Below are 24,244 nucleotides of genomic sequence, written 5' to 3'. Positions count from 1 at the left end.
TGGTCAGGTCGCTCTGCGGCGGCAGGCCCGCGACGGGACCGGCGTAGGGGCGGGGTTGCGGATCGGTCATGCCGGTCTCCTGTCCGGTTGCGTTTCGGGGATGGTCATACATGCTGCGTTCCTTCGGCTTCGCTCAGCGGAGCGGGTTCTTCCAGAATGTCCAGGCTGCTCATGTCCTCGCCATCAAGGACGCGCCGGGCGCGGTCGCGGTCGATGTCGCCGACCCAGGAGCCGATGGCCACGGTCGCCACGCAGTTGCCCAAATAGTTCCCCAGGGCGCGGGCGATGCCCATGAACCAGTCCACCGACAGCACCAGCACCAGCCCGATGGCCGGGATCGCGGGCACCGCGGTCAGGGTCGCGGCCAGGATCACGATGGCCGAACCGGGCACCCCATGCGCCCCCTTCGAGGTGATCAGCGCCACGCCCAGGATCGTCAGCAGGTCGATGAAGGCCAGTTCGGTATTGGTCGCCTGCGCGATGAACAGCGCCGCCAGAGTCAGGTAGATCGAGAAGGCGTCCAGGTTGAACGAATAGCCCGTGGGAACCACCAGCCCGACCGTCGAGTCCTTGACGCCCAGGTGTTCCAGCTTGCGCATGGTCTGGGGCAGCACAGCATCGCTGCTGGCGGTGCCCGCGACGATGCCGATCTCGGTGCGCATGTAGCGGATCAGCTTGAACAGGCTGAACCCCGAAAGCCGCATGACCAGGCCCAGGATCGCCACGACGAAGATCGCCACCGTGACGTAGAACAGCCCGACCAGATAGCCCAGTTGCGCCAGCGAGCCGATGCCGTAGCTGCCCACGGTATAGGCAATCGCGCCGAAGACGCCCAGCGGCGCCAGCCGGACGATGAAGCCCATGATCTTGAAGACGGTGTCGCCCGCCAGTTCGATCATCGTCAGCAGAGGTTTGCCGCGTTCGCCCAGCAGCGACAGCGCGCAGCCGAACAGCACCGCGACCACCAGCACTTGCAGGATGTCGCCGGTCGCGAAGCCGCTGAAGACCGTGGTCGGGATCAGCTTCATCAGGAAATCGACGGTGCCGCCCTCGCTGACCTCTTGCGCGCGGTCGACATAGGCGCCAAGCGCCGAGGCGTCGAGCTGGCTCGTGTCGATGTTCATGCCCGCGCCGGGCTGGAACACATAGGCCAGCACGATGCCCAGCACCAGCGCGATGGTGGTGATGACCTCGAAATAGATGATCGCGCGCACGCCCACCCGGCCGACCTTCTTCAGGTCGCCCGCACCGGCGATGCCGTGGACGACGACGCAGAACACGATGGCGGGGATCAGCATCTTGATCAGCTTGATGAAGCCGTCCCCCAGCGGCCTCATGCCCGATGCGAATTCCGGCGCGAAGAAACCGGCGATGATTCCCAGCACCAGCGCAATACAAACCTGACCGAACAACGATCTGGACCAACTCGGCATTATTTCCGTCCTCCCTGAAACGGGCGGTCCGCTGCGGAAGGGCCGGACCCGGCACCAGGTTAGCCGCGTCCACCGGCACGTCCTGACGGGCCGCTTTTTAGAGTGACGGGATGTTTGGCCGAATCGTTATCCGAGTCTAATATCGTTTTACCGTGGATCCATTCGGTTTCGATATGAAAATACGTCAATTGCAATGCTTCGTCGTTCTGGCCGAAGAGTTGAACTTCACCCGTGCCGCGCAGCGCCTGAACATGTCTCAGCCTCCGTTAAGCACGATGATCCAGTCGCTTGAGCGCGAGGTGGGGGCGGAATTGTTCAGCCGCACCAGCCGCAGGATGAACCTGACCCGCGCGGGCGAGGCCTTCCTGCGCCATGCCCGCGTCATCCTGGCCCAGCATGAGCACAGCCTGCTGGAAATCCGCGAAATCGGCGCCGGACAGCATGGCGTAATCGAGATCGGGACCACCGGATCCATCCTGCGCGGCGGCCTTGCCGACCTTCTGGCGGGGTTCTGCCGCGACCATCCCCGCATCACCGTGCGGATCCACGAGCAGTCCCCCGCGATGCAGATCAACGAGGTGATCAGCCGGCGCGCCGATATCAGCTTCAACCGCTCGATCCCCTCGGACGGCGAACTGGCCTATGAATTCGCATGGCGCGAGGAACTGGTCGCGCTGCTGCCCGACACCCATTTCGCCGCCGGGCAGGACAGCGTTTCGTTGCAGGATTTGCGCCGCGACCCCCATGTGGTCCTGCGGCCGGACAGTTCGGATTTCGCGGCCTATGTCATGTCCCGGATCTCGGGGGGCGGTTTCCGGCCCCGCATCTCGCAGCAGGTGATGGATGCGCAGTCGATCCCCAGCCTGATCGTCGCGGGCTTCGGGGTCAGTATCGTTCCCGCAGCCATCGCCCGGCTGACCTCGGGTCCGCTGGTCTTTCGCCCGATCCGCCCCGATCCGCCGGTCTCGGACGTATTCGCGGTCTATCGCCAAAGCGACCGGACACCCGCGCTGAACGCCTTTCTGGACGCCATGCGGGCGGCATTGGAAAGCGGCTGAGGAACGAACCGGGCCGCCACCGCCTTGCGGTCCTTTGTCTGGCGGAACGGCTTGACCTGACGCCCCCGGACAAGGCGGTGGATCAGCGCCTTTCGATCCTGAACGGCCCGACGGGGGCAAGGTTGGGCAGATGCAGGAAAGCCTCGGTCACGTCATGGTGGGGGGCGACGAAAGCGGCCTGCCAATGGCCGACCTGCGGACCGTCGCCGACACGCAGTTCCAGCCGGTCGGGAACCATTGCCTTGCCGCCCTCCAGCCACAGCGGAAAACTCTGGTCGCCCTTCATGACGTAGATCATCGCGTTCAGCCGGTCGGCGGGGATGTGGTCGTAAATCCGCTCTCCCGGATAAGCCGGATGGTCGGTCAGAAAGCGCAATTCGACATGCAGGATACCGTCCTGCGCGACGGCGCGGCTGACCTCGGCCCAGGCCTGGCCGCTGGCGGTCGCCGCGCGGGCATCCTGGGCAAGGGCCGGGGCGGCGGCGGTTCCGGCGGTCAGGAAAAGCGCGATCAGCAGGGGTTTCATCGTCGGTCCTTCGCGAAAGGGAATGCGGGACCGTCCTGCGGCCCCGCATCGATGGCCCTAGCTATTGCCCGGCTGGATGCCGAGCGCATTCAACGAGGCGCGGAAGACATCGGTATTGTCCACCCAGATCTGGCTGTCCTCGCCGACTTCGTAGATGGCAAGGCCGCTTTCGCTCGTGGCATTGTCGATGAAATAATCCGCGCCCGCGCCATGTGCGTAAAGCGGCACCAGCTCGCGCGTATGGTTGTCGGAATGCCAGCGCACCAGCGGCATCGCGCCCGCGCCCTGGTTGACGATCGGCTCATAGGCGACGCGGTCCGAGTTGGGGCCTTGCAGCAGCCCGTTGCCGTGGTCGGTGGTGACGATGACCAGCGTTTCCTCCCACGAGCTGTTTTCCTCGACCCAGTTCACGGCGGTCTCGACGGCCTCGTTGAACTCGACCTGTTCCTCGATCAGGCGAGGCAGGTTGTTGGCATGGGCGGCCCAGTCGATGGCGCCGCCCTCGACCATCAGGAAGAAGCCGTTTTCCTGCGCCCCCAGCACGTTCAGCGCGCCCTGCGTCATGGTGGCAAGGTCGGGCGAGGTTTCCAGCTTGTCGCCAAGGCTCACGCCGGGGCGGTTGAATTGCAGCGTCTGGATGTTCTGGACCAGCCCCATGATCTTGCCGCCTTCGGGCAGTTCGCCATTGGCCAGCGCCTCGAACTGCTCGCGGCTTTCGATCAGGGTATAGTCGGTCTCGCCGCTTTCCAGACGATGCCAGATGTCCTGCCCGCCGACAAAGCGGAAGTCGTTTTCCGTCGGGTTTTCGACCCGCTGGCCCGCGCCGTCGTAATAGGGATGGCCGGTGCCCATGACCACGGTGGCAAGGCCGGATTCGACGATCTCGCGGCCGATGGCGGCATAGTCGTTGCGGCTGACGTTATGGGCCAGGAAGGCCGCGGGCGTCGCATGGCTGATCTGGACCGAGGAAACCACGCCAAGCGCGCGGCCGCTTTCGACGGCATATTCGCCGATATGCTTCAGCGGCGTGTCGTCGTTCGACCAGTTGATCGCGTTGTTGTAGGTCTTGTGACCCGAGGCCAGCGCGGTCCCGGCGGCGGCGCTGTCGGTGAAATCGCTGCGGGCATAGTCGTAGCCGGTGAAGAAGCCCTTGTAATCGGCGATGTTGCCTTCATAGGTGCTGTCGGACGCCTCGTCCTTCCACAGTTCGGACGGCTCGAATGTCACCGCGCCCTCGTCGCTCAGGGTCGGTTCGTTCGAGGTGTTCAGCGGATGGGTGGCCATGAACAGGCGCGCGTCGAAACGGTCATAGGCTTCGTGCCCCAGCGCGCCGTGGCGGAAATAGCTGGCCGCCCGGAAGGTCTCGATCCCGGTGCCGTCGGTGATCAGCAGGATCACGTTGCGCGCGCTGCCGTCCTGCGCGAATGCGGGCGCCACCAGCGCGGATGAGACCGCCAGCGCGGCAAGGATTTTCCTGTGGATGGTCATGGGTCGCGTTCTCCGGTTTCCAAAGCGGCCTTCCTGCCGCCGGTGAGCGTGACCTAATCGGGCAACATGTCGCGCCGGTGACATGACCGTGAACTTTCCGCGACGGGTTCATTCCATCCGCGAGCGCCATTCCTTCCAGCGCATATAGGCATTCGCGCCGATGCTGTCGAAGGGATGGAGGGGCAGGCGGCCCGGCTCGGCGTCGGCGGTGAAGAAATCGGTGATCGTGCTGGTCTCTCCGCAGATCAGTTCCGCCGCGCCGATGCCCATCAGCGTGCTGCGCGTGGTGCCAAGGCCGTTGTCCACGCAGGCTGCAAACAGCCCCGGCTCCAGCTCGCGCATGACCGAGACGGCGTTTCGCGACAGGCACAGATGCCCCGACCAGCAATGTGCGAAGCGCAAGCCCTTCAGCATCGGAAAACGCGCGTCGAATTTCCGGCGCATCTGCCGCGTCACCCGTGCCAGGTCGGCGGCGCTGGTGCGCATTTCGGGGCGGTAATAGCCGCCCTGCCGGATCACGATGCGGTTGCCGCCCTGCGCCGGGCCGATCCTGCGCAGGGTGGTGCCCATCGGGTCGGCGGGCGTCAGGCCCCAGCATTCGCGGCCGCCAAGGGCGCGCAGCGCCTCGGGCGGCAGTTCCTCGGTCATGCAGGCGTTCAGCATGATATGCATCAGCCGCCCGCGCTTGAAACCGAAGCTTTCCAGATGGCCGTTGTTGGCCAGAACGACCCGCGCCGCCTGAATATGGCCCTGCGCCGTGTCCAGACGCCAGCCCTGCGCATTGCTTTCCAGCCGGATCACCGCCGAATTTTCATGGATGCGCACGCCCGCGCGTTCCAGCCCGGCGGCGAAGCCCCGCACATAGCCCGCGGGCTGGATCATCGCCGTGCCGGGGGTGAAAAGGCCGCCCTGATAATAGCCGGTGCCGGTGATTTCGCGCATCGCCTGCGCGTCCAGTATCTCATGCGCCTCGCTCAGGTCGTGCAGATGCCGGGCATAGCTGACATTCGCCGCCATGCCGGGGGTTGATGCCGCCGCATTGATCTTGCCCACCCGCTGGAACCAGCCTTGGGGAATGGCGTATTCCGCCACCGCCCCGGCGACGAAATCGATGGCAAGGCGGTTGAGCCGGGTCAGTTGCCGGTCGCGCCCCTCGCCCGAACCGGCGTAATCGGATGAGGTCAGGTCATGCGGCAGGTCGATCATGAAGCCCGAGTTGCGCCCGGTGCCCCCTTCGGCGATCCGCGCGGCATCCAGGACGACCACATCCAGCGCCGGGTCGATCTGGTGCAGGCGGCGCGCGGCGGACAGCCCCGCGAAACCCGCGCCGACGATCGCCACATCGCAGCCCTGCGCCCCTTCCAGCCGTGCGCGCGGCGGGACGGGGGGCAGGATCTCGGCCCATCCGGCGGGGCCGTTGAAGACCGGGGTGCGCGTGGCGAGATGCGTGGTCATCGCCGTGTCACCGGATCGCGGCCACGGTGGCGCGCAGCGTCGCGATCACGCCTTCCAGTTCGGCCTTTTCATCCGCGTTCAGCCCTTGCAGGGGCGGGCGGACGGGTCCGGCGCGCAGGCCCGCCGCCTCGACCCCGTGCTTGACGCATTGGATGAACTTGCCGCCCTGCTCCAGCACGCCCATCAGCGGCATCATCGCGGTCATGATCTTGCGGCCCTTGGTGAAATCGCCCTCGACCGCGCAGGCCCGATACAGCGCGACATGTTCCTCGGGCAGGAAGTTCGAGCCGGCGCAGATCCAGCTGCGCGCGCCCCAGGCGAAGAACTCCAGTGCCTGATCGTCCATGCCGCAGCTTAGCGGGATATGGGGATAGTCGCAGGCCAGCGTGTGGATGCGGTTCACATCGCCCGAGCTTTCCTTGATCCCGATCAGGTTCTTCGAGGCGCTGACGATGTCCAGAAACTCGCGCCCCATGCTGACGCCCATCCGGCCCGGATAGTTGTAAAGGATCACCGGCAGCCCGGCGGCGCGGTCGATTTCCAGCGCGTTGGCGGCGTTCTCGGCCTCGGTCGGGACGGAATAGGGCGGCGTCGCCAGCAGGATCGCATCGGCGCCCATCTCGCGCGCGCCTGTCGCCAGCGCGATGGAATCGGGCGTGCGCATCGCGCCGGTGCCGACGATCACCGGCAGGCGGCCCTTGTTGCGATCCGCGATGAAGCGGGCGATCTCAAGCCGTTCCTCGACGGTTTCGGCATAGTTCTCGCCGGTCGAGCCGCCCGAGATCAGCCCGTGGACGCCTGCGCCGATCAGCCGCTCGACCAGTTCGGCCAGCGCGTCGTAATCGACCGCGCCATCGGCGTCGAAGGGGGTGATCAGGGGGGTATAGATGCCTTCCAGAACCATTGCAGATGCCATGACGGCCTCCTTGTTTTTCATATGGGTTTGTCGGTCAGGGTTCATGCGAACCATGTGTCGTTCAGGCGGTAGCCCTCGGGGAAGGGGTCGTCGGGGTCCACGCCGTATTGGGAAATGCCGGTCAGCCATGCGCGGCCTGACACCTCGGGCACCACCGCCGGGCCGCCGCCCACGGTCGCGCTGTCTACGACGCGGCTGTGGAATTCGGTGTCGATGATGGATTCGTGGATGAAGGTCTCGCCCGTCGCGATCTCGCCCCGCGCGTGCAGCAGCGCCAGTCGGGCCGAGGTGCCGGTCCCGCAGGGACAGCGGTCCAGCCGTCCGGGCGAGACGACGACCGTGTTCCTGGACCGCTTGACGCCGCCCTCGCTGCGGATCGGCCCGGCGAAAAGGACCTGGTTGATCGTGTGGATCTGGGGGTTTTCGGGATGGGCGCAGGGAAGCTGCACGGCGGCGGCGGCCTTGATCCGTTCGCCCAGATGGACCAGATCGCGCGCCTCGTCGCGGGCCAGCGCCGATCCGACATCACCGGCGTCGATCATGCAATAGATCATCCCGCCATAAGCCACGTCGGCGCGCAGCGTGCCGATCCCCTCGACCTCGACATGGGCGTCGCGATGCATGACGAAGGACGGCACGTTGCGAAAGCTGACCCGGCGGCAACGCCCGTCCGCGCAGTCGCAGACCGCCTCGACCAGCCCGGCGGGGGTATCGACGCGGACCACGGTCTGCGGTTCGCGCATGGGGATGAAGCCGGTTTCCAGCGCCACGGTCACGGTGCAGATCAGGTTTCCGCCGGACATGGGGACGTAATAATCCGGCTCCATCACGATCATGCCGATATCGGCATCCTCGCGGATGGGCGGCATCAGCAGGTTGACCGCGCAGTTCACGCTGCCGCGCGGGTCCGACAGCATCAGGCGGCGCAGCCAGTCGTGGCCGCGCTCCATCGCCTCCATCCGCTGGAACATCGAAGGCGCGCGGGGCGGGTTGAAGCCGCCGGTGATGACGCGGCCCACGTCCCCTTCGGCATGGGCGCCGACGACGGTGATCATTCTGTCAAGCCGCATGGTGTTCCCCCTTCAGGCGATCTGGAAGCCGTGGCGCAGCGGGTCCGCGTCGTCCACGAGGATGGTGTTATGCCCGGTGATCCTCGCCCAGCCGCCGATGCTGGGCAGGATGCCGGGGTATTGCCTGACCGTGGCCGCCTGTTCGGCGCGGCCCTCGAAAACGGTGCCGATCAGGCTCTTGTTGCGGAAGGTTTCGCCCACGGCCACCCGGCCCTTGCCATGCAACTGCGCCATCCGGGCCGAGGTGCCGGTGCCGCCGGGCGAGCGGTCGATGGCCTTGTCGCCATAAAAGACCGCGCCGCGCCCGTCGCAATCCGGCCCGTCGGGGCTGTCGCACCAGATCGCGTGATGGACGCCGCGGATGCGGGCATCCTCGGGGTGGACCACGGTTTCGCCGACCTCGGCCAGCGCCTCGCGCAGGGCGCGGCTGTGGGTGACGATTTCCGCTGCGCTCATCCCGGTCAGGCCGGGCCAGTTTTCCTGCGGCTCGATCACCGCATAGAAATTGCCACCATAGGCGATATCGACCATCAGCGGGCCGAGGCCGGGCACATCGACGCGGATATCGGCGCTGTGCAGGAAACTGGGGACGTTGAACAGGCGGACGCTGGCGACACGCTCGCCCTGCATGATATATTCGACGTCCACCCGGCCCGCAGGCGTCTCGATTGCCAGCCTGCCGGGGGTGCGGGGCGTGACCAGCCCTTCCTCGATGGCGACGGTGGCCAGCCCGATGGTGCCGGCGCCGCACATCGGCAGGCAGCCCGAGACCTCGATGAAGAGCGCGGCAAAATCGCAATCCTCGCGATGGGCGGGATAGATGATCGCGCCGGACATGATGTCATGGCCGCGCGGCTCGAACATCAGGGCGGTGCGGACCCAATCGTGTTCGCGCAGGAACAGGTCGCGCCGTTCGAAGATCGGCAGGTGGGGCAGCAACGGCGCGCCGCCCGCGACGACCCGGACCGGGTTGCCGCAGGTGTGGCTGTCGATGCAGAAGAAACGATGGCGCATGTGGTGATCCTATTCGATGCCCGCGCGGCGTTCGCGGATTGCCAGCGTGGCCTTCACCCCGATCAGCGCCAGCGGCTGCGGGGGCAGTTTGCGGGGTGCGGCGAAGCCCTGATGGATGCGGGTCAGTTCGGTCGCGACACCCATGATCTGCTCGGCCGCCGCCAGCCCCGAGGCGGTCGCGTTCGACGCCCCCAGCCCGTTGCAGCCGCAGGCGGCGAAGATGCCGCGCTCGACCTCGCCCCAAGCTGGGACGCCGTTCCATGTCAGCGCCATGATCCCGCCCCAGCGGTATTGCATCGCGACGTCGCGCAGGCCGGGGAAGCGGTGGGCGAATTTCCCGTCATGGACATGCCCGGCCCGCCGCAGCGTGCCCGCGCCCACCGTCATGGCGGGGTCGTAGGTATAGCGCGAGCGCACCAGCAGCCGGTCGCCATCCGCGCCCGAGACCCGCCGCAGCGTCGTGCCCATCGGTGACGATGGCGTCGCCGCCCAGTCCCGCAGACCGCGAAGGCGATCCGGCGCGAAGGGCGCGGTCATCGAGGCATAGGTATGGACATGCAGCAGCCGCCCCCGGAAGAAGCCGAAGCGTTCGGCATGGCCGTTGTTCGCGAGGACGATCCGCCCGGCCTCGACCGCGCCCTCGGGCGTCCCGATCCGCCAGCCGTCGCCCTTGGGGGTCAGCGACATGGCGGGGGTGTTTTCGTAAAGCACGACATTGCCGGGCAGGGCGTCGGCCAGCCCCCGTATATAGGCGGCGGGCTGGACGATCGCCGTGCCCGGCATGAAGATCGCGGAACTGAACGCCTCGGATCCGGTCACGCCCGCGATTTCCGCGTGGTCCATCAGCCGGTAGTCCTCGCCCAGCCGGTCGAGTTGGGCCGCGTAGTCGCGGATATGCCGGTTGCCCTCGGGCGACATGGCGACGTTGTAGCGGCCGGACATGTCCAGCACCTCGCGCGGCCAGCCCTGCCTTTGCGCCAGTTCCACGGCGAAATCCACCGCGCGGCGTTGCAGGGCGATATGATCGCGGCTTTTCTGCAGGGCCGCGCCGCCGTAATCCTGGGATGAGACCTCATGCGGTAGGTCGATGATAAAGCCGGAATTGCGCCCGGCGGGTCCGTCGCCGACCACCCCGGCCTCCAGCACCGCGATGCGCAGGGCGGGGTCGATCTGCGCCAGCCGGTGCGCCGCCGACAGCCCCGCGAAGCCCGCGCCGATCACCGCGATATCGGCGGTGATCGCCTGCTTCAGCGCCGGGGTCGGCTGGCGGGGCGGCAGCATGGCCACCCAGCCCGACACCCCCGGATGGCGCGGCAGGTCCGAAGGGGCGATGCGGCGGGTCGTCACGCGGCCCTCTCGGTCTCGATCAGCCCGCCGAGTGCGGCGCACAATGCCTCGCGCCTGTCTGCCGCCAGCGGGCTGAGCGGGCGGCGCGGATGGCCCGCCCCGTAGCCGGTCATCTCGGCTGCGGCATAGACGGACTGGACGTAATCGCCCTGCCAGATCAGGTTCATCGCGGGTTCCAGCGCGCGCCAGAGTTCGCGCACGCGGTCCCATTCGCCGCGCCCGGCGGCCTCGACCACCGCGACGCAGGACCGGGGCGCGAAATTCGCTCCGCCCCAGATCAGCCCCGAGGCGCCCGCATAAAGCGCATAGGGCATCAGCGGATCGGCCCCGTTCATCACCGGCAGACCGGTGCGGATCAATTCGGCCTGCGCGGCCAGATCGCCGCCGCTGTCCTTGACGGTGACGAAATTCGGGATTTCCGACAGCCTGCGCAGCAGGTCGGGAGAGATCGCGACCCCGATCGCGCCGGGCACGTTGTAGCCGATGATCGGCAGCCCACCCTCGCCCACGGCCTCATAGAAGGCGAAGATATCGTCGTCCTCGGTCGGTCCCTCGAAGAAGGGCGGCAGCACCATCACCCCCTCCGCGCCGCAATCGGCGGCGTGGCGGGTGCGGGCGACGACATCGGGGGTCATCAGGGCCGAGGTCTGGACGATCACCCGCGCCCGCCCGCCGATGATTTTTGCGCCGCGCGCCACCAGCTCGTCCGATTCCTCGCGCGAAAGATAGACGTGCATCCCGGTGCCGGAACTCAGCACGAAACCGGGGATGCCCGCCGCGATATAGCGTTCAAGGTGATCCTCCAGCCGGTCGAAGGCGATGCGGCCATCGGCGTCGAAAGGGGTCGTGACCGCCAGGTTGAGGCCGGGAAAGGGAAATCCGGTCATGATGCGGCCCTTATGCGAGATCGAGCCAGATCGTCTTGACCTGGGTATATTGGTCATGGGCGTGGATGCCATTGTCGCGCCCGCCGAAGCCCGACCGCTTGAAGCCGCCGAAGGGCGTGGCGCCGTCGCCCTCGCCATAGGAGTTCACGGTGACGGTACCCGCCCGCAGGGCGCGGGCCGCACGCAGGGCGGCCTTGCCGTTGGCGGTGAAGACCGAGGCCGCAAGGCCGTATTCCGTGTCATTGGCGATCCCGATGGCCTGATCGAGGCTGTCCACGGTGATGACCGACAGCACGGGGCCGAAGATTTCCTCGCGCGCGGGGCGGGCGTCGTTGCCCGGCACTTCGAAGATGGTCGGGTGGACATAGCGGTCCTCGCTGGTCTCTCCGCCATGCAGCACCTTGGCGTCGCCCAGATAAGAGGCGACCTTGCCGTAATGCTCGGGCGAGACCAGCGGGCCGATGCGGGTCGCGGGGTCCAGCGGATCGCCCACGGGCCAGTCGTCCAGCGCCGCGATCAGTTTCGCGACCAGCGCATCCTTGACGCCCCGATGCACGATCAGCCGCGAGATGGCCGAGCAGTTCTCGCCCATGTTCCAATAGGCGCCGTTCACGACATGCTCGGCCACGGCATCCAGATCCTCGGCGTCGTCCATGACGATGCAAGGGTTCTTGCCGCCCATTTCCAGCGTGATTTCCTTGATGTTGCTTTCCGCCGAATAGGACAGGAAGCGGCGGCCCGTCTCGGTCGAGCCGGTGAAGGACACCGCGTCGATGCCCGGATGGCGGCCGATCGGCTCGCCCACATCGGGACCCGAGCCGGTGACGATGTTCAGCACGCCCGCCGGAACCCCGGCCTCGATCGCCAGTTCGCCCACGCGCAGCGCGGTCAGCGAGGTCTCCTCGGCCGGTTTCACGACCAGCGTGCAGCCCGCCGCCAGCGCCGGGCCGATCTTCCACGCCAGCATCAAGAGCGGGAAGTTCCACGGCAGCACCAGCCCGACGACGCCGACCGCCTCGCGCACCACAAGCGCGACATGTTCGTTCGAGGAAGGGGCCACCTGATCATAGATCTTGTCGATCAGTTCCGCGTGCCAGCGCAGGCATTTGACGGTTTCGGGCAGATCGACCGTCATGCAGTCGAGGATGGTCTTGCCGCTGTCGATGCTTTCCATCACTGCCAGATCGGTCAGGTTTTCCTCGATCAGCGCGGCAAGGCGCAGGATGATTTCCTTGCGCTCGGACGGGTGCAGCCTGGACCAGCCGTCGAAGGCGGCGCGGGCGGCATCGACCGCCGCATCGACATCGGCGCCGTCGCAGGCGGGAAGGCTGGCGATCACCTGCCAGGTGGCCGGGTTCACCGTCTGGAAGACGCGGCCCGAAGCGGCGGCGCGCCTTTCGCCGCCGATGATGCAGGCGTCGGGCAGGGTCAGGGCGCCCGCGATGCGGTGGTAGTCGTCTTTGCCGAGAAGGTCGGTCATGCTTTTCTCCTGTTGGCTGGTTCAGAATCCGGGGGGCAGTTCCATCCCCTCGGGCACGGCATAGGCCGCCATGTCGCGGCGCGAGATCTCCATATGGGCTTGGACGATGCCGCCCGCGGTTTCGGGATCGCGCCGCGCGATGGCGTCGATGATCTGGTCGTGCTGGTCGGCGGCGGTGGCAAGCTGGCCGCCGTCCGAGAAATCGTCGCGATAGAAGGTCCGCGCGATCCGGGCGTGGTCGATCAGCAGCCGCCGCAGGCTGGGCATCAGATAGACGTTGCGCGCCATTCGCCCGATTTCCAGATGGAAGGCATCGTTGGCGAAGATGCGCGCGTTCAGATCGCCCGCCTTGATCGCCGCGCGGAACTGGTCCTGGATCGCGCGCAGCCGGGCGATGGCCTCGGGGCGGGCATGTTCCGCCGCCAGTTTCGTCGTCGCGATATAGATCATCGGCGCCACCAGATAGAAGTCGCGGAGCGCGTGATAGCTCATCGCGGTGGCGCGGGCGGGGCGATTCGCTTCCAGATCGATATAGCCCTCACCGGCCATCTGGCGCATCAATTCGCGGATCGGCGGACGCGACAGGCCGAATTCCCCGGCCAGTTCGACCTCGTCTATGACCGCGCCGGGGGCGATCTCCATCGTCAGGATGCGCTGGCGCAACGCCGACGCAAGGCGTTGTTTTCTGTTGTCATTTTCTGGCTTCAGCATCACGCTGTCCGGCTTTTTCGGCATGAAAGGCTCTCCACGATCATATGCTGACAATCTGTAGGCCATTTGCCGAATGCCGTCCTTGCTGAATTTATAGTAGACAGAATGTCTATCAATCGTAGTATGTCAATATAATCTTCGCGCAGATGGCGAAGGTTTGATCCGCCGCTCATCCGATGATGCGGTGTTCCGTCACAGGCCGCGCCCGAGGAGCGAAGCGCGGCCGGACAACGAAGGGAGTTGAGATGAAGACACTGGTGAAGGCGCTTGCCGCCGCGGCCGTGGTGGGGCTGGGCAGCATGGCCGCCCATGCGCAGGACAAGGTGATCAAGCTGGGCGGGATGGCATGGGAAGACATGCAGCCCATCACGGGGATCACCAAGAAGGTCCTTGAGGAAAAGGGCTATACGGTCGAACTGACCGAGTTTTCCGAATGGGGCATTGCCTATGCCGCGCTGGTGCGGGGCGACGTGCAGGTGATGACCTCGCAGATCGACTATGTTGCCCATGACTACTGGGAGCGCAACAAGAACCGGCTCGAAAAGATCTCGATCGCGTCGCACGGGCTTTATCAGGGCTTTTCGGTGCCCAGCTACGTCGATGTCAATTCGATCGAGGAACTGGCCGAGAATGCCGAAATGCTGGGCGGCCGCATCATCGGGATCGAGCCGGGGTCGGGCCTGATGCGCGAAGCAGCCGATGCGGTCAGCGAATACGGCATCAACATGCCGCTGGTCGAGGGCAGCACGGCAGGCATGACGGCGGCGCTGCAATCCGCCGTTGACCGGCAAGAGCCCATCATCGTGACTCTGTGGACCCCCACCTGGATGGCGCAGAAGTTCGACATGAAATTCCTGGCCGATCCCAAGGGCATCTTCGCGCCGCCGCAATCCTACAACCTGATTGCGCAGGCCGGTTTCTCCGAGGCCAACCCCGAAGCGCGCGAGATCCTGGCGGGCGTCTTCGTGCCCATTGCCGACGTCGCCGCGATCAATACGGCGGTGGTCGACGGGAAAGGCATGGACGACGCCATCCAGGAATGGATCGACAACCATCCCGTGCTGATCGAACGCTGGGGCAATATCAAGGACTACTGACGCCACCCGAGGGCCGCCGACACATCATCGGCGGCCCCTGTTCTTATTTCGTGAGGAAATTCGTAGTGACGACAGGGAACATGACCGCCGAAGACACCTTGCTCGACTGCCAGTCGGCATGGAAGATCTTCGGAAAGCGGGCCGCCGAGGCGATGGAGGCCGTCAAGGGCCGCAACCTGAGCAAGCGCGACGTCTTGCAGGAATTCAACTGCGTCGTGGGCGTCTCGGACGCCAGCTTTCAGGTCCGGCGGGGCGAGATCTTCTGCATCATGGGCCTGTCGGGCAGCGGCAAGTCCACGCTGATCCGCATGCTCAACCGGCTGATCGAGCCGACCAACGGCCGGATCGAGGTCAAGGGCCGCGACATCGGCGCGATGAACGACGCCGACCTGCGCGAATTGCGCGCGAAACATATGGCGATGGTCTTTCAAAGCGTTGCGCTTCTGCCCCATCGCACGGTTCTGGAAAACGCGGCCTTCGGGCTTGAGGTCCAGGGCATTTCCAAGGCCGACCGCAACGCCACCGCGCGCGAGGCGCTGACCACGGTGGGCCTTGGCGACTGGATGGACCGCTATCCGACCGAACTCTCGGGCGGGATGCAGCAGCGGGTGGGGCTGGCGCGCGCGCTGACCTCGGACCCCGAGATCATCCTGATGGACGAGCCGTTTTCCGCGCTGGACCCGCTGATCCGCCGCCAGTTGCAGGACGAATTCCGGCAGTTGACCAAGGATCTGGGCAAGTCCGCGATCTTCATCACCCACGACCTGGACGAGGCGATCCGCATCGGCGACCGCATCGCCATCATGAAAGACGGCGTGATCATCCAGACCGGCACCGCCGAGGACCTGATCCTGAACCCCGCCGACGATTACGTCGCGGAATTCGTCTCGTCGATTTCCAAGCTGCACCTGATCAAGGCCCATTCGGTGATGGTCCCGGTCGAGACCTTCCTGCGCGACCATCCCGGCGCCTCGGCCGATGATCTGGCCCAAGCCTCGCCCGAGACCGACATCGACGATCTGATCGACCTGATGGTGGGCCAGAAGGGCGCGGGTCTTGCGGTGGTCCGGGACGGGCAGGTGGCCGGCGTCGTGACGCCCGCCAGCCTGCTCTTGGGGGTCAAGGGATCGCAGGCGTCGGAAGGGGGGCATGGCTGAGCATGATCGACACAGCAGCTTTCGCCCGCAGCTTCGACCGCGTGATCGACGATGCGCTTTTCTGGGTCAGCGACAACGCCGCCTTTCTCTTCGACGGGCTGCGCCTGCTTTTCGAGGGGTTCTATGGCGCGGTCTATTGGGCGCTTGGCGCGCTGCCGTGGTATGTGCTGGCCGTGCTTCTGGGACTGGCGGGCTGGCGGCTGATCGACGCCCGCGCCGGGATCGCCATCGCCATCGGCATGGCGGCCTGCGCCATGATGGGCCTGTGGTCCGGCACGATGAGCACCTTCGCGCTGGTGCTGAGCGCGACCTTCCTTGCCCTGCTGGTCGCGTTGCCGGTGGGCGTGCTGGCCGGGCTGAAGCCGCGGCTGAACCGCGCCATCGAGCCGGTGCTGGACCTGATCCAGACCATGCCGCCCTATATCTACCTGCTGCCCGCCATCGCGCTTCTGGGTTTCGGCCCCGGCACCGCGCTGGCCGCGACGCTGATCGTCGCCATGCCGCCCGCGATCCGGCTGACCGCGCTGGGGATCGGGCGCACGCCCACCGAGTTCCTGGAACTGGGCAAGTCGCTTGGCATGACGCGCGGCCAGATGTTTCTGAAAATCCGGCTGCCCTTTGCCGTGCCCAGCATCATGGCGGGCATCAACCAGACGCTGATGATGGCCTTCGGCATGGTGGTGATCGCGGGGATCGTCGGCTCGGGCGGGCTTGGTCAGGCGATCTATGACGCGATCCGCACGCTGGATATCGCGAAATCCATCGACGCGGCCATCGCCATCGTCATCCTGACCATCGTGATCGACCGCCTGACGCAAAGCCTTGTGCAGAAGAAAGAGGGGACCGCATGAATTTCCAGTTCTCGATCGGCGCATGGCTGGCCCCCTCGGTCAGTTGGCTGAACCGCAACCTGCATTGGCTGTTCGACGCCATCGGCCGCACGGTCGAGGGGGTGCTGGGCGCATTCCAATCCGTGCTGCTCTACCCCCCGGCCATCGTGGTGATGGTGGTGGTGACCGTGACGGTGGCGCTGCTGACCAGCCTGCGCGTGGCGGTGCTGGCCTTCCTGTGCCTGGGCTTTTGCTGGCTGGTCAACCTCTGGCCGCAATCCATGCAGACGGTGGCGCTGGTCTTTACCGCCGTCGCGGCGGCGGTGGTGATCGCGGTGCCGCTGGGCATCATGGCGGCGCGCAGGCCCCGGCTCGAATCCTTCCTGCGCCCGATCCTCGACATCATGCAGACGGTGCCGCCCTGGGTCTATCTGATCCCGGCGGTGATCCTGTTCAGCCTTGGACAGGTGCCCGCGCTGATCGCGACCGTGGTTTACGGCATCCCGCCGATGCTGCGGCTGACGACGCTGGCCTTTCGGCAGGTGCCGAACGACCTCTTGGAACTGGGGCAGGCCATCGGCGCGCCACCCCGCACCATCCTGACCAAGATCGAGTTTCCCGCCGCCCTGCCCACGCTGGTCGTGGGGCTGAACCAGTGCATCCTGTTGTCCCTGGCGATGGTGGTGCTGGCGGGCCTTGTCGGCGCGGGCGGCCTTGGGGCCGAGGTCACGCGCGGGCTGACGCGGATGGAGATGGGCCTGGGCTTGCGCGCCGGCCTTGCCATCGTCGCCATTGCCCTGTTGTTCGACCGCGTATCGCGCGCGGGGCTGCAACGCCGGGAGCGCAAACCGGCCGGATGAACGGAAAGCCGGACGGATGAACGCAGGAAGCCGGGCGCATTGCCCGGCTTCTTTGCATTTGCAGATCGGTAGCCAGGTCCGGGCAGCAGCCTACAACGGGCGTTTCAGCCAGCGGGCGATGACGCCGACGATGCCCTGGCGGAACAGCAGCACGCCAAGCACGAAGATCACCCCTTGCAGGACCGTCACCCATGCGCCGAAGCTGGCGAAATAGTTCTGCATGGTCACCACCACCGCCGCCCCTGCGATCGGGCCGAAGATGGTGTTCATGCCCCCCAGCAGGGCCATCAGCACGACCTCGCCCGACATGCTCCAATGCACGTCGGTCAGCGATGCAAGCTGGAACACCAGCGCCTTGGTCGCGCCTGCCAGCCCGGCCAGCGCCGCCGACAGCACGAACAGCGCCAGCTTGTAGCTGTTGACGCGATAGCCAAGCGAAATCGCGCGCGGCTCGCTTTCCCGGATCGCCTTCAGGACCTGTCCGAAGGGCGAATGGATGATGCGATAGATCAGCAGCAGCCCGGCAAAGACGACGGCCAGCACGAAGTAATAGAAGTTGATGTCCGACGAGATGTTGAACACCCCGAACAAGGCCCGGCGCGGGATGGCCTGAATCCCGTCCTCGCCCCCGGTGAAGGGCGCTTGCAGGGAAAAGAAAAAGACCATCTGCGCGAAGGCCAGCGTGATCATGGCGAAATAGATGCCCTGCCGCCGGATGGCGAAAGAGCCGATCACCAGCCCCAGAAGGGCCGCCGCCGCCGTGCCGCACAGCACCGACAGTTCCGGCGTCAGCCCCCAGACCTTGGCCGCATGGGCCGAGACATAGCTGGCGCCCCCGAAATAGGCCGCATGGCCGAAGGACAGCAGCCCGCCATAGCCCAGCAGCAGGTTGAAGGCGCAGGCGAACAGCGCGAAACACAGGATCTTCATCAGGAAGACCGGGTAAAGCACGAAGGGCGCGACGGCGAAGACCACCAGCAGGCCGACGAAGATGGCCCGGTGCAGCGGCGGCATCCCGCCCCGGGGCGTTGCGGTGTCAAGGGTCTTGTCGGTCATCATGCTCTCCCGAACAGGCCGGCGGGTTTGACGAGAAGGACGATGGCCATGATCACGAAGATCACCACCGAAGAGGCTTCGGGGTAGAAGACCCGCGTCAGCCCCTCGACCAGGCCAAGGCCGAAGCCGGTGATGATCGCGCCAAGGATCGAGCCCATGCCCCCGATCACCACCACGGCGAAGACGACGATGATCAGGTCCGCGCCCATGTTGGGATTGACCGAATAGACCGGCGCGGCCAGCACCCCGGCCAGCGCGGCAAGCGCCACGCCGAAACCGTAGGTCAGCGTGATCATGCGGGGCACGTTGATGCCGAAGGCCCCGACCAGCGTCGGGTTTTCGGTCGCCGCGCGCAGATAGGCCCCCAGGCGGGTCTTTTCGATCATGAACCACGTCCCCAAACAGACCACCAGCGAGAAGACCACCACCCATGCCCGATAATTGGGCAGGAACATGAAGCCAAGGTTCTGCCCCCCGGCCAGTTGCGAGGGGATCGAATAGGGCATCCCCGAGATGCCGTAGGCGTTGCGGAACAGCCCCTGTATGATCAGCGCGATGCCGAAGGTCAGCAGCAGCCCGTAGAGGTGATCCAACTTGTAGAGCCGCGACAGCATCAGCCGCTCGATCACGACGCCGAAGGCGCCGACGATGACCGGCACCAGGATCAGCGCCCACCAATAGCCGATGCCCAGGTAATGCAGCAGCATCCACGCCAGGAACGCGCCCATCATGTATTGCGCGCCGTGGGCGAAGTTGATGATGTTGAGCAGGCCGAAGATGACAGCAAGCCCAAGACTGAGGATCGCATAGAACGACCCGTTGATCAGACCCAGCAGAAGCTGTCCGAACAATGCCTGCGGTGGAATGCCGAGTAGTTCAAACATGAAGGTTCCCTAACGTCGAAGCCGGGCCGGGCCGGACCGGGCGGGGTCGAAAGGGCGCCCGACGGCGCCCTCCGCATGATTATTCGACCAGCGCGCAGCCGCCGCCTTCCATGGGCTTGAAGGCGCTTGCCGCCGGGATGGTCGAGACCAGTTCGTAATAGTCCCAAGGCCCTTCGGAATCGCCGGGGGCCTTGACGCGGAACAGATACATGTCATGCAGCTTGCGGCCATCGGCGCGGATCTCGCCCTCGCCGAACAGCGGGTCCGAGGTCGGCATTTCCTTCATCGCCGCCACGACCGCGGCACCGTCGCTGTCGTCGCCCGTGGCCTCGATGGCCTTGAGGTAATGCAGCACGCCGGAATAGACGCCTGCATGGACCATGGTGGGCTTCTGCCCGCTCATCCGTTCGGCGAAGCGGTCGGACCATTCGCGGGTGCCGTCGTTCAGGTCCCAGTAGAAGCTTTCCGTCAGCACCAGCCCCTGCGCGGCCTCAAGCCCAAGGGCATGGACGTCGGTGATGAAGATCAGCAGCCCGGCCAGCGATTGCCCGGCCTGGGTGATGCCGAATTCGGCGGCCTGCTTGATGGCATTGACCGTATCGCCGCCGGCGTTGGCCAGCCCGATCACCTGCGCGCCCGAGGATTGCGCCTGAAGCAGGAAGGACGAGAAGTCCTGTCCGGGGAAGGGGTGGCGCACCTGTCCCAGAACCTGCCCCCCGGCCCCTTCGACCAGGGCGCGGGTGTCGCTTTCCAGCGCATGGCCAAAGGCATAGTCGGCGGTCAGGAAGAACCAGGTATCCGCCCCGGTTTCCACCATCGCCCCGCCGGTGCCGTTGGCCAGCGCCCAGGTGTCATAGGTCCAGTGGACGGTATTGGGCGAACATTGCGCCCCGGTCAGTTCGGTCGTGCCTGCGCCCGAGTTGATGAAGACCTTGTTCTTTTCGCGCGTGATCTCGGCCACGGCCAGCGCTGCGGAAGAGGTCGGCACGTCGACGATCAAGTCGACATTGTCCTGATCGAACCATTGCCGGGCCAGCGTGGCGGCCACGTCCGGCTTGTTCTGGTGGTCGGCCGAGGTGATCGTGACGTTGATGCCCTTGGCCTCGGCGTCGAAATCCTCGACCGCCATGCGCGCGGCCACGACCGAGCCTTCGCCCGAAAGGTCGGCATAGATGCCCGAGCGGTCGTTCAGCACGCCGATCCGGACATCCTGCGCCTGTGCGCCCGCGGCGAACAGCAGGCCCATCGCGGCGCTCGTCAACAGATATGAAGTTTTCAACTCATTCCCTCCCTGCGGAAAAACATTGCCGGGCTAGACACCCAGATAACCTTGAATCCTGGCGGTATTGGCTTCCAATTCCCGGTTGGGGATCTCGTCGATCACGCGGCCCAGTTCGACCACGTAATGCCGGTCCGCGACCGAGGCGGCGAAGCGGAAATTCTGCTCGACCAGAATGATGGTGAAGCCCTGTTCCTTCAGCAGGCCGATGGTGCGGCCGATCTGCTGGATGATGACGGGGGCCAGCCCCTCGGTCGGTTCGTCCAGAAGCAGCAGGTTCGCGCCGGTGCGCAGGATGCGCCCGATCGCCAGCATCTGCTGTTCGCCCCCCGACAGCTTGGTGCCCTGGCTGTTCAGCCGTTCCTGCAGGTTGGGGAACAGCTCGAAGATCTGCTCCACGCTCAGCCCGCCGGGACGGACGCGGGGCGGCAGCATCAGGTTTTCCTGCACCGAGAGGCTGGCGAAGATGCCGCGTTCCTCGGGGCAGAAGCCGATCCCGGCCCGCGCGATGGCGCGCGGCGACATGCGGATCAACTCCTTGCCGTTCAGCGTGATGGAGCCGCGGCGCTGCGCCAGAATCCCCATGATCGCCTTCAGCGTGGTGGTCTTGCCCGCACCGTTGCGGCCCAGCAGGGTGACGACCTCGCCTTCGTTGACGTGGAAGTCGATCCCGTGCAGCACATGGCTTTCGCCATACCAGCCTTCGAGGTTGCGGACCTGCAAAAGGGGGGTGGCTTCAGTCATGGCCCACTCCGATATAGGCTTCGATCACGCGCGGGTCCTTCGAGATGGACGCATAATCCCCTTCCGCCAGAACCTGGCCGCGCGCCAGGACCGTGATCCGGTCCGACAGCGAGGACACCACGGAAAGGTTATGCTCGACCATCAGCACGGTGCGGTTGACCGCGATGCGGCGGATCAGCGCGGCGGTGCGTTCGATATCCTCGTGCCCCATCCCGGCCATCGGCTCGTCCAGCAGCAGCATCTCGGGCTCCAGCGCCAGCGTGGTGGCGATTTCCAGCGCCCGCTTGCGGCCATAGGGCAGTTCGCCCGCCGTCAGATGCGCCATGCCGGCAAGGCCGACCTCGTCCAGACGCTCCATCGCGGCGGCGTTGTTCGCGGCCAGCACGGTTTCCGAACGCCAGAAGTCGAAGCTTTCCCCCCGGCGGCGTTGCAGCGCGATGCGGACGTTTTCCAACAGCGTCAACTGCGCGAAAACGGCCGAGATCTGGAAAGAGCGCACCATCCCCAGCCGCGCGATTCCGTCCGGGGTCATCGAGGTGATGTCGCGGCCGTTGAAGGTGATGGTTCCGGCGGTGGGTTGCAGGAACTTGGTCAGCAGGTTGAAACACGTCGTCTTGCCCGCGCCATTGGGTCCGATCAGCCCGTGGATCGAGCCGCGCCGGATGTCCAGATCCACATCCTTCACGGCCATGAAGCCGGAAAACTGCTTGCTGATCCCCCTGGCCGAGAGAATCACATCGTCGGATCGCGTGTCATGCAAGTGGGGATCCCTCCAAGCATCAGTAATATGGAAAATACGCCCTGAAACCCGGTCGGTTTTCCGACCGTTTTCACGGGTTATCCAGTCGCAACTGACATGAGGGCCTCCCTGATTGTCGCGCCGGTTTTCCGGTCTCCTCTGAAAAACCGTAGCAGAGCGGGCCATGATTTGCCAAGCGCCAGAATGCATAAAAAGATCATTAAATATCAATTGACTGGCTTTTACTGCCTTGACCTTGCGTCACCATGTTTCCCCGCTGGATTGCCCCGGCGGCAGGAAGCCCGCCCGCCGGGCCGGGCAAGGCGCGATCTTTGACCTCGCATCCGCCCGCCCACGCTGGTAAGAGAACGCGAATCCGCGTGACGCGGATGGATGCGGGTGTGGCGAAACTGGTAGACGCACCAGATTTAGGTTCTGGCGCCGCAAGGCGTGGGGGTTCAAGTCCCTCCACCCGCACCACGATTTTCCGACAACGGGTTCTGGACTGGTTTTGCGGGCGGTTATGCAGCCCGAACGGGAACTGACGCTTGACAGCTCATCTTGCGCCTTGCAACCTCGCATCCCAGCCATCTGTCGCATAACCTCTGCAAGGTCAGACGTTTAGGAGCCGTGAAATGTCCCTTTCCCTTCCCGCCCGCAGCCTGGCGGCCGCCAGCCTCGTGACCCTTGCCGCCACGGTGGCGCAGGCGCAGACCTCGATGCCGTTCACGCTGGACTGGAAATTCGAAGGGCCTGCCGGGCCTTACACGCTGGCCATCGAAAGGGGCCATTACGCGGATGAGGGCCTGACGGTCGAGATCAGCGAGGGCAACGGTTCGCTCGACGCGATCCCGAAGGTCGCGACGGGCGCCTTTCCGGTCGGGTTCACCGACATCAACTCGTTGATGAAATTCCTGGACCAAAACCCGGACGCGCCGGTGACCGCGGTGATGATGGTCTATGACAAGCCGCCCTTTGCTGTGGTCGGGCGCAAGTCGCTGGGGATCGAAACCCCCAAGGACCTGGAGGGCAGGGTGCTGGGCGCCCCCCCGACCGACGGCGCATGGGCGCAATTCCCGATCTTCGCCGCCGAGCAGGATCTGGACATGGACCAGATCACCGTTGACCCCGTGGGCTTTCCCGTGCGCGAGCCGATGCTGGCCGAGGGCAAGGTCGCGGCGGTGACGGGGTTCTCGTTCACCTCGACCCTTTCGACCCAGCGCCTTGGCGTGGCCGAGGAGGACATCTCGGTCCTGCTGATGGCCGATTACGGGGTCGCGCTTTACGGCAATGCGGTGATCGTGAACACCGATTTCGCCGAGGCCAACCCCGAGGCCGTGACCGGCTTCATCCGCGCGACCGCCAGGGGCTGGAAGGACGCCATCGCCGAGCCGGAGGCCGCGGTGGAAAGCCTTGTCTCGCGCAACCCGGCTGCCGACAAGGAGCTGGAACTGCGCCGCCTGCAACTGTCGGTCGAAGGCAATGTCCTGACCGATTATGTCAAGGAACACGGCATGGGCGGGATCGACGACGAGCGATTCGCCCGCTCGATCGAGCAGATGAAGCTGGTCTATGATTTCCAGAACGAACCCGACGCGGCCCGGTATTTCGATGCCTCGTATCTGCCCGATGCCGAAAACCTGATGCTGCAATGACCATACCGGGGCAAGGCGGGCCGCCGCCTCGCCCCCCCCTTTTTCCCAGCAGGCGAATCCCCAGATGCAGAACCTGATCGAGATCACCGGCGTCAGCCATTCCTATCGCACGAAACAAGGGCTGTTCCCCGTTCTGGACGATCTCGACATCTCGATCCCCAGGGGCGAGTTCTGCGCGGTCGTCGGCCCTTCGGGTTGCGGCAAGTCCACCCTGACGCGGCTGATTTCCGGGCTGATGAAGCCCGACAGCGGCAGCGTCGTGCTTGAGGGCGAAAAGGTCACCAGCCCGCGCAAGACGGTGGGGATGGCCTTTCAGAACCCGGTCCTGCTGGAATGGCGCTCGATCATCGACAACGTGATGCTGCCCCTGGAAATCGTCGCCCCCCGCATGAGCAGGGCCGAGGGGCGCGCGCGCGCCATGCACCTGCTGCGCATGGTCGGGCTGGAGGGATTCGCCGACAAGCGCCCGTCCGAACTGTCGGGCGGGATGCGCCAGCGCGCCAGCCTGTGCCGCGCCATCGTCCACAAGCCCAGCGTGCTGATCATGGACGAACCCTT

The 24,244-nt window shown here is 65.7% G+C and carries 23 protein-coding genes and 1 tRNA gene; 8 read left to right on the top strand and 16 right to left on the bottom strand.

Translation table 11 applies throughout. The features are described 5' to 3' along the window. Positions 1-104: 104 nt before the first annotated feature. On the bottom strand, positions 105-1,433 hold the full coding sequence (locus tag Q0O97_RS15385; protein ID WP_294931277.1) for a C4-dicarboxylate transporter DctA: 1,329 nt from the start codon (positions 1,431-1,433) through the stop codon (positions 105-107). A 173-nt stretch (positions 1,434-1,606) separates the two neighbouring features. Here Q0O97_RS15385 and Q0O97_RS15380 point away from each other — a divergent pair, with 173 nt between their 5' ends. Next, complete coding sequence (locus tag Q0O97_RS15380; RefSeq protein ID WP_294931274.1) at positions 1,607-2,491, top strand: LysR substrate-binding domain-containing protein; 885 nt, start codon at positions 1,607-1,609, stop codon at positions 2,489-2,491. Between the two features lie 82 nt (positions 2,492-2,573). Here the strand turns inward: Q0O97_RS15380 and Q0O97_RS15375 are convergent, their stop codons facing one another. From Q0O97_RS15375 to Q0O97_RS15330, 10 genes are all read right to left on the bottom strand, one after another. Continuing rightward, positions 2,574-3,017 (bottom strand): hypothetical protein, encoded by a 444-nt coding sequence (locus tag Q0O97_RS15375; protein ID WP_294931271.1) that lies wholly within the window; start codon positions 3,015-3,017, stop codon positions 2,574-2,576. A 57-nt stretch (positions 3,018-3,074) separates the two neighbouring features. After that, a complete protein-coding gene (locus Q0O97_RS15370) occupies positions 3,075-4,505 on the bottom strand; it encodes an alkaline phosphatase (protein WP_294931268.1) in 1,431 nt (476 codons plus the stop codon). Between the two features lie 108 nt (positions 4,506-4,613). After that, the gene (locus Q0O97_RS15365; protein WP_294931265.1) at positions 4,614-5,960 is read right to left on the bottom strand and encodes an FAD-binding oxidoreductase; all 1,347 of its coding nucleotides are present in this window, start codon (positions 5,958-5,960) and stop codon (positions 4,614-4,616) included. Between the two features lie 7 nt (positions 5,961-5,967). Then, entirely contained in the window at positions 5,968-6,864 is an 897-nt protein-coding gene (locus tag Q0O97_RS15360; protein WP_294931286.1) for a dihydrodipicolinate synthase family protein, read from the bottom strand. Between the two features lie 53 nt (positions 6,865-6,917). Further along, positions 6,918-7,946: a proline racemase family protein gene (locus tag Q0O97_RS15355; protein WP_294931262.1), complete on the bottom strand. Its 1,029-nt coding sequence runs from the start codon at positions 7,944-7,946 to the stop codon at positions 6,918-6,920. Between the two features lie 12 nt (positions 7,947-7,958). Then, the gene (locus Q0O97_RS15350; protein WP_294931259.1) at positions 7,959-8,960 is read right to left on the bottom strand and encodes a 4-hydroxyproline epimerase; all 1,002 of its coding nucleotides are present in this window, start codon (positions 8,958-8,960) and stop codon (positions 7,959-7,961) included. A gap of 9 nt (positions 8,961-8,969) precedes the next feature. Continuing rightward, entirely contained in the window at positions 8,970-10,307 is a 1,338-nt protein-coding gene (locus tag Q0O97_RS15345; RefSeq protein WP_294931256.1) for an FAD-binding oxidoreductase, read from the bottom strand. Then, entirely contained in the window at positions 10,304-11,194 is an 891-nt protein-coding gene (locus tag Q0O97_RS15340) for a dihydrodipicolinate synthase family protein (RefSeq protein WP_294931253.1), read from the bottom strand. The genes Q0O97_RS15345 and Q0O97_RS15340 overlap by 4 nt, the downstream gene beginning before the upstream one ends. Positions 11,195-11,204: 10 nt before the next feature. Then, positions 11,205-12,674, bottom strand: coding sequence for an aldehyde dehydrogenase family protein (locus tag Q0O97_RS15335; RefSeq protein WP_294931251.1), 1,470 nt, complete (start codon positions 12,672-12,674; stop codon positions 11,205-11,207). Between the two features lie 21 nt (positions 12,675-12,695). Next, positions 12,696-13,385, bottom strand: a complete 690-nt coding sequence (locus Q0O97_RS15330) for a GntR family transcriptional regulator (protein ID WP_294931248.1) — start codon at positions 13,383-13,385, stop codon at positions 12,696-12,698. A 245-nt stretch (positions 13,386-13,630) separates the two neighbouring features. Here Q0O97_RS15330 and Q0O97_RS15325 point away from each other — a divergent pair, with 245 nt between their 5' ends. From Q0O97_RS15325 to Q0O97_RS15310, 4 genes are all read left to right on the top strand, one after another. Then, a complete protein-coding gene (locus Q0O97_RS15325; protein WP_294931245.1) occupies positions 13,631-14,482 on the top strand; it encodes a glycine betaine ABC transporter substrate-binding protein in 852 nt (283 codons plus the stop codon). Between the two features lie 80 nt (positions 14,483-14,562). Continuing rightward, on the top strand, positions 14,563-15,639 hold the full coding sequence (locus tag Q0O97_RS15320) for a betaine/proline/choline family ABC transporter ATP-binding protein (protein WP_294931242.1): 1,077 nt from the start codon (positions 14,563-14,565) through the stop codon (positions 15,637-15,639). A gap of 2 nt (positions 15,640-15,641) precedes the next feature. Beyond that, entirely contained in the window at positions 15,642-16,490 is an 849-nt protein-coding gene (locus tag Q0O97_RS15315) for an ABC transporter permease subunit (protein ID WP_294931239.1), read from the top strand. Beyond that, on the top strand, positions 16,487-17,329 hold the full coding sequence (locus Q0O97_RS15310) for an ABC transporter permease subunit (protein ID WP_294931236.1): 843 nt from the start codon (positions 16,487-16,489) through the stop codon (positions 17,327-17,329). Before Q0O97_RS15315 ends, Q0O97_RS15310 begins: the two co-directional genes overlap by 4 nt. Before the next feature lie 90 nt (positions 17,330-17,419). Here Q0O97_RS15310 and Q0O97_RS15305 read toward each other — a convergent pair whose 3' ends face one another. The 5 genes from Q0O97_RS15305 to Q0O97_RS15285 all read right to left on the bottom strand — a co-directional run bounded on the left by Q0O97_RS15305 (position 17,420) and on the right by Q0O97_RS15285 (position 21,983). Next, entirely contained in the window at positions 17,420-18,385 is a 966-nt protein-coding gene (locus tag Q0O97_RS15305) for a branched-chain amino acid ABC transporter permease (protein ID WP_294931232.1), read from the bottom strand. Continuing rightward, the gene (locus Q0O97_RS15300) at positions 18,385-19,269 is read right to left on the bottom strand and encodes a branched-chain amino acid ABC transporter permease (RefSeq protein WP_294931229.1); all 885 of its coding nucleotides are present in this window, start codon (positions 19,267-19,269) and stop codon (positions 18,385-18,387) included. Before Q0O97_RS15300 ends, Q0O97_RS15305 begins: the two co-directional genes overlap by 1 nt. A 79-nt stretch (positions 19,270-19,348) precedes the next feature. Further along, complete coding sequence (locus Q0O97_RS15295) at positions 19,349-20,515, bottom strand: ABC transporter substrate-binding protein (protein ID WP_294931283.1); 1,167 nt, start codon at positions 20,513-20,515, stop codon at positions 19,349-19,351. 66 nt (positions 20,516-20,581) lie between these two features. Then, positions 20,582-21,292 carry an ABC transporter ATP-binding protein gene (locus tag Q0O97_RS15290; protein ID WP_294931226.1) on the bottom strand — a complete coding sequence of 237 codons (711 nt, stop codon included), beginning with the start codon at positions 21,290-21,292 and terminating at the stop codon, positions 20,582-20,584. After that, positions 21,285-21,983, bottom strand: coding sequence for an ABC transporter ATP-binding protein (locus Q0O97_RS15285; protein WP_294931280.1), 699 nt, complete (start codon positions 21,981-21,983; stop codon positions 21,285-21,287). The genes Q0O97_RS15290 and Q0O97_RS15285 overlap by 8 nt, the downstream gene beginning before the upstream one ends. A 443-nt stretch (positions 21,984-22,426) precedes the next feature. Here Q0O97_RS15285 and Q0O97_RS15280 point away from each other — a divergent pair. The 3 genes from Q0O97_RS15280 to Q0O97_RS15270 form a co-directional block, all read left to right on the top strand. Further along, a tRNA-Leu gene (locus Q0O97_RS15280) sits at positions 22,427-22,511 on the top strand. Between the two features lie 155 nt (positions 22,512-22,666). Then, complete coding sequence (locus tag Q0O97_RS15275; RefSeq protein WP_294931223.1) at positions 22,667-23,686, top strand: ABC transporter substrate-binding protein; 1,020 nt, start codon at positions 22,667-22,669, stop codon at positions 23,684-23,686. Positions 23,687-23,750: 64 nt separating this feature from the next. Further along, the coding region (locus Q0O97_RS15270; protein ID WP_294931220.1) for an ATP-binding cassette domain-containing protein at positions 23,751-24,244 on the top strand (494 nt) is incomplete at its 3' end.

It is taken from the genome of uncultured Paracoccus sp. (assembly GCF_945915435.1).
Classification (GTDB): domain Bacteria; phylum Pseudomonadota; class Alphaproteobacteria; order Rhodobacterales; family Rhodobacteraceae; genus Paracoccus.
Note: the sequence above shows the minus strand (reverse complement) of the source record. Positions and strands in the feature narration are given on the sequence as shown.

What these genes read in the sequence shown, in the direction of transcription:
- Q0O97_RS15385 (WP_294931277.1), bottom strand. Translation starts at nt 1,433, where the DNA reads ATGCCGAGTTGGTCCAGATCGTTGTTCGGTCAGGTTTGTATTGCGCTG.
- Q0O97_RS15380 (WP_294931274.1), top strand. Translation starts at nt 1,607, where the DNA reads ATGAAAATACGTCAATTGCAATGCTTCGTCGTTCTGGCCGAAGAGTTG.
- Q0O97_RS15375 (WP_294931271.1), bottom strand. Translation starts at nt 3,017, where the DNA reads ATGAAACCCCTGCTGATCGCGCTTTTCCTGACCGCCGGAACCGCCGCC.
- Q0O97_RS15370 (WP_294931268.1), bottom strand. Translation starts at nt 4,505, where the DNA reads ATGACCATCCACAGGAAAATCCTTGCCGCGCTGGCGGTCTCATCCGCG.
- Q0O97_RS15365 (WP_294931265.1), bottom strand. Translation starts at nt 5,960, where the DNA reads ATGACCACGCATCTCGCCACGCGCACCCCGGTCTTCAACGGCCCCGCC.
- Q0O97_RS15360 (WP_294931286.1), bottom strand. Translation starts at nt 6,864, where the DNA reads ATGGTTCTGGAAGGCATCTATACCCCCCTGATCACCCCCTTCGACGCC.
- Q0O97_RS15355 (WP_294931262.1), bottom strand. Translation starts at nt 7,946, where the DNA reads ATGCGGCTTGACAGAATGATCACCGTCGTCGGCGCCCATGCCGAAGGG.
- Q0O97_RS15350 (WP_294931259.1), bottom strand. Translation starts at nt 8,960, where the DNA reads ATGCGCCATCGTTTCTTCTGCATCGACAGCCACACCTGCGGCAACCCG.
- Q0O97_RS15340 (WP_294931253.1), bottom strand. Translation starts at nt 11,194, where the DNA reads ATGACCGGATTTCCCTTTCCCGGCCTCAACCTGGCGGTCACGACCCCT.
- Q0O97_RS15335 (WP_294931251.1), bottom strand. Translation starts at nt 12,674, where the DNA reads ATGACCGACCTTCTCGGCAAAGACGACTACCACCGCATCGCGGGCGCC.
- Q0O97_RS15330 (WP_294931248.1), bottom strand. Translation starts at nt 13,385, where the DNA reads ATGCTGAAGCCAGAAAATGACAACAGAAAACAACGCCTTGCGTCGGCG.
- Q0O97_RS15325 (WP_294931245.1), top strand. Translation starts at nt 13,631, where the DNA reads ATGAAGACACTGGTGAAGGCGCTTGCCGCCGCGGCCGTGGTGGGGCTG.
- Q0O97_RS15320 (WP_294931242.1), top strand. Translation starts at nt 14,563, where the DNA reads ATGACCGCCGAAGACACCTTGCTCGACTGCCAGTCGGCATGGAAGATC.
- Q0O97_RS15315 (WP_294931239.1), top strand. Translation starts at nt 15,642, where the DNA reads ATGATCGACACAGCAGCTTTCGCCCGCAGCTTCGACCGCGTGATCGAC.
- Q0O97_RS15310 (WP_294931236.1), top strand. Translation starts at nt 16,487, where the DNA reads ATGAATTTCCAGTTCTCGATCGGCGCATGGCTGGCCCCCTCGGTCAGT.
- Q0O97_RS15305 (WP_294931232.1), bottom strand. Translation starts at nt 18,385, where the DNA reads ATGACCGACAAGACCCTTGACACCGCAACGCCCCGGGGCGGGATGCCG.
- Q0O97_RS15300 (WP_294931229.1), bottom strand. Translation starts at nt 19,269, where the DNA reads ATGTTTGAACTACTCGGCATTCCACCGCAGGCATTGTTCGGACAGCTT.
- Q0O97_RS15295 (WP_294931283.1), bottom strand. Translation starts at nt 20,515, where the DNA reads ATGGGCCTGCTGTTCGCCGCGGGCGCACAGGCGCAGGATGTCCGGATC.
- Q0O97_RS15290 (WP_294931226.1), bottom strand. Translation starts at nt 21,292, where the DNA reads ATGACTGAAGCCACCCCCCTTTTGCAGGTCCGCAACCTCGAAGGCTGG.
- Q0O97_RS15285 (WP_294931280.1), bottom strand. Translation starts at nt 21,983, where the DNA reads ATGGCCGTGAAGGATGTGGATCTGGACATCCGGCGCGGCTCGATCCAC.
- Q0O97_RS15275 (WP_294931223.1), top strand. Translation starts at nt 22,667, where the DNA reads ATGTCCCTTTCCCTTCCCGCCCGCAGCCTGGCGGCCGCCAGCCTCGTG.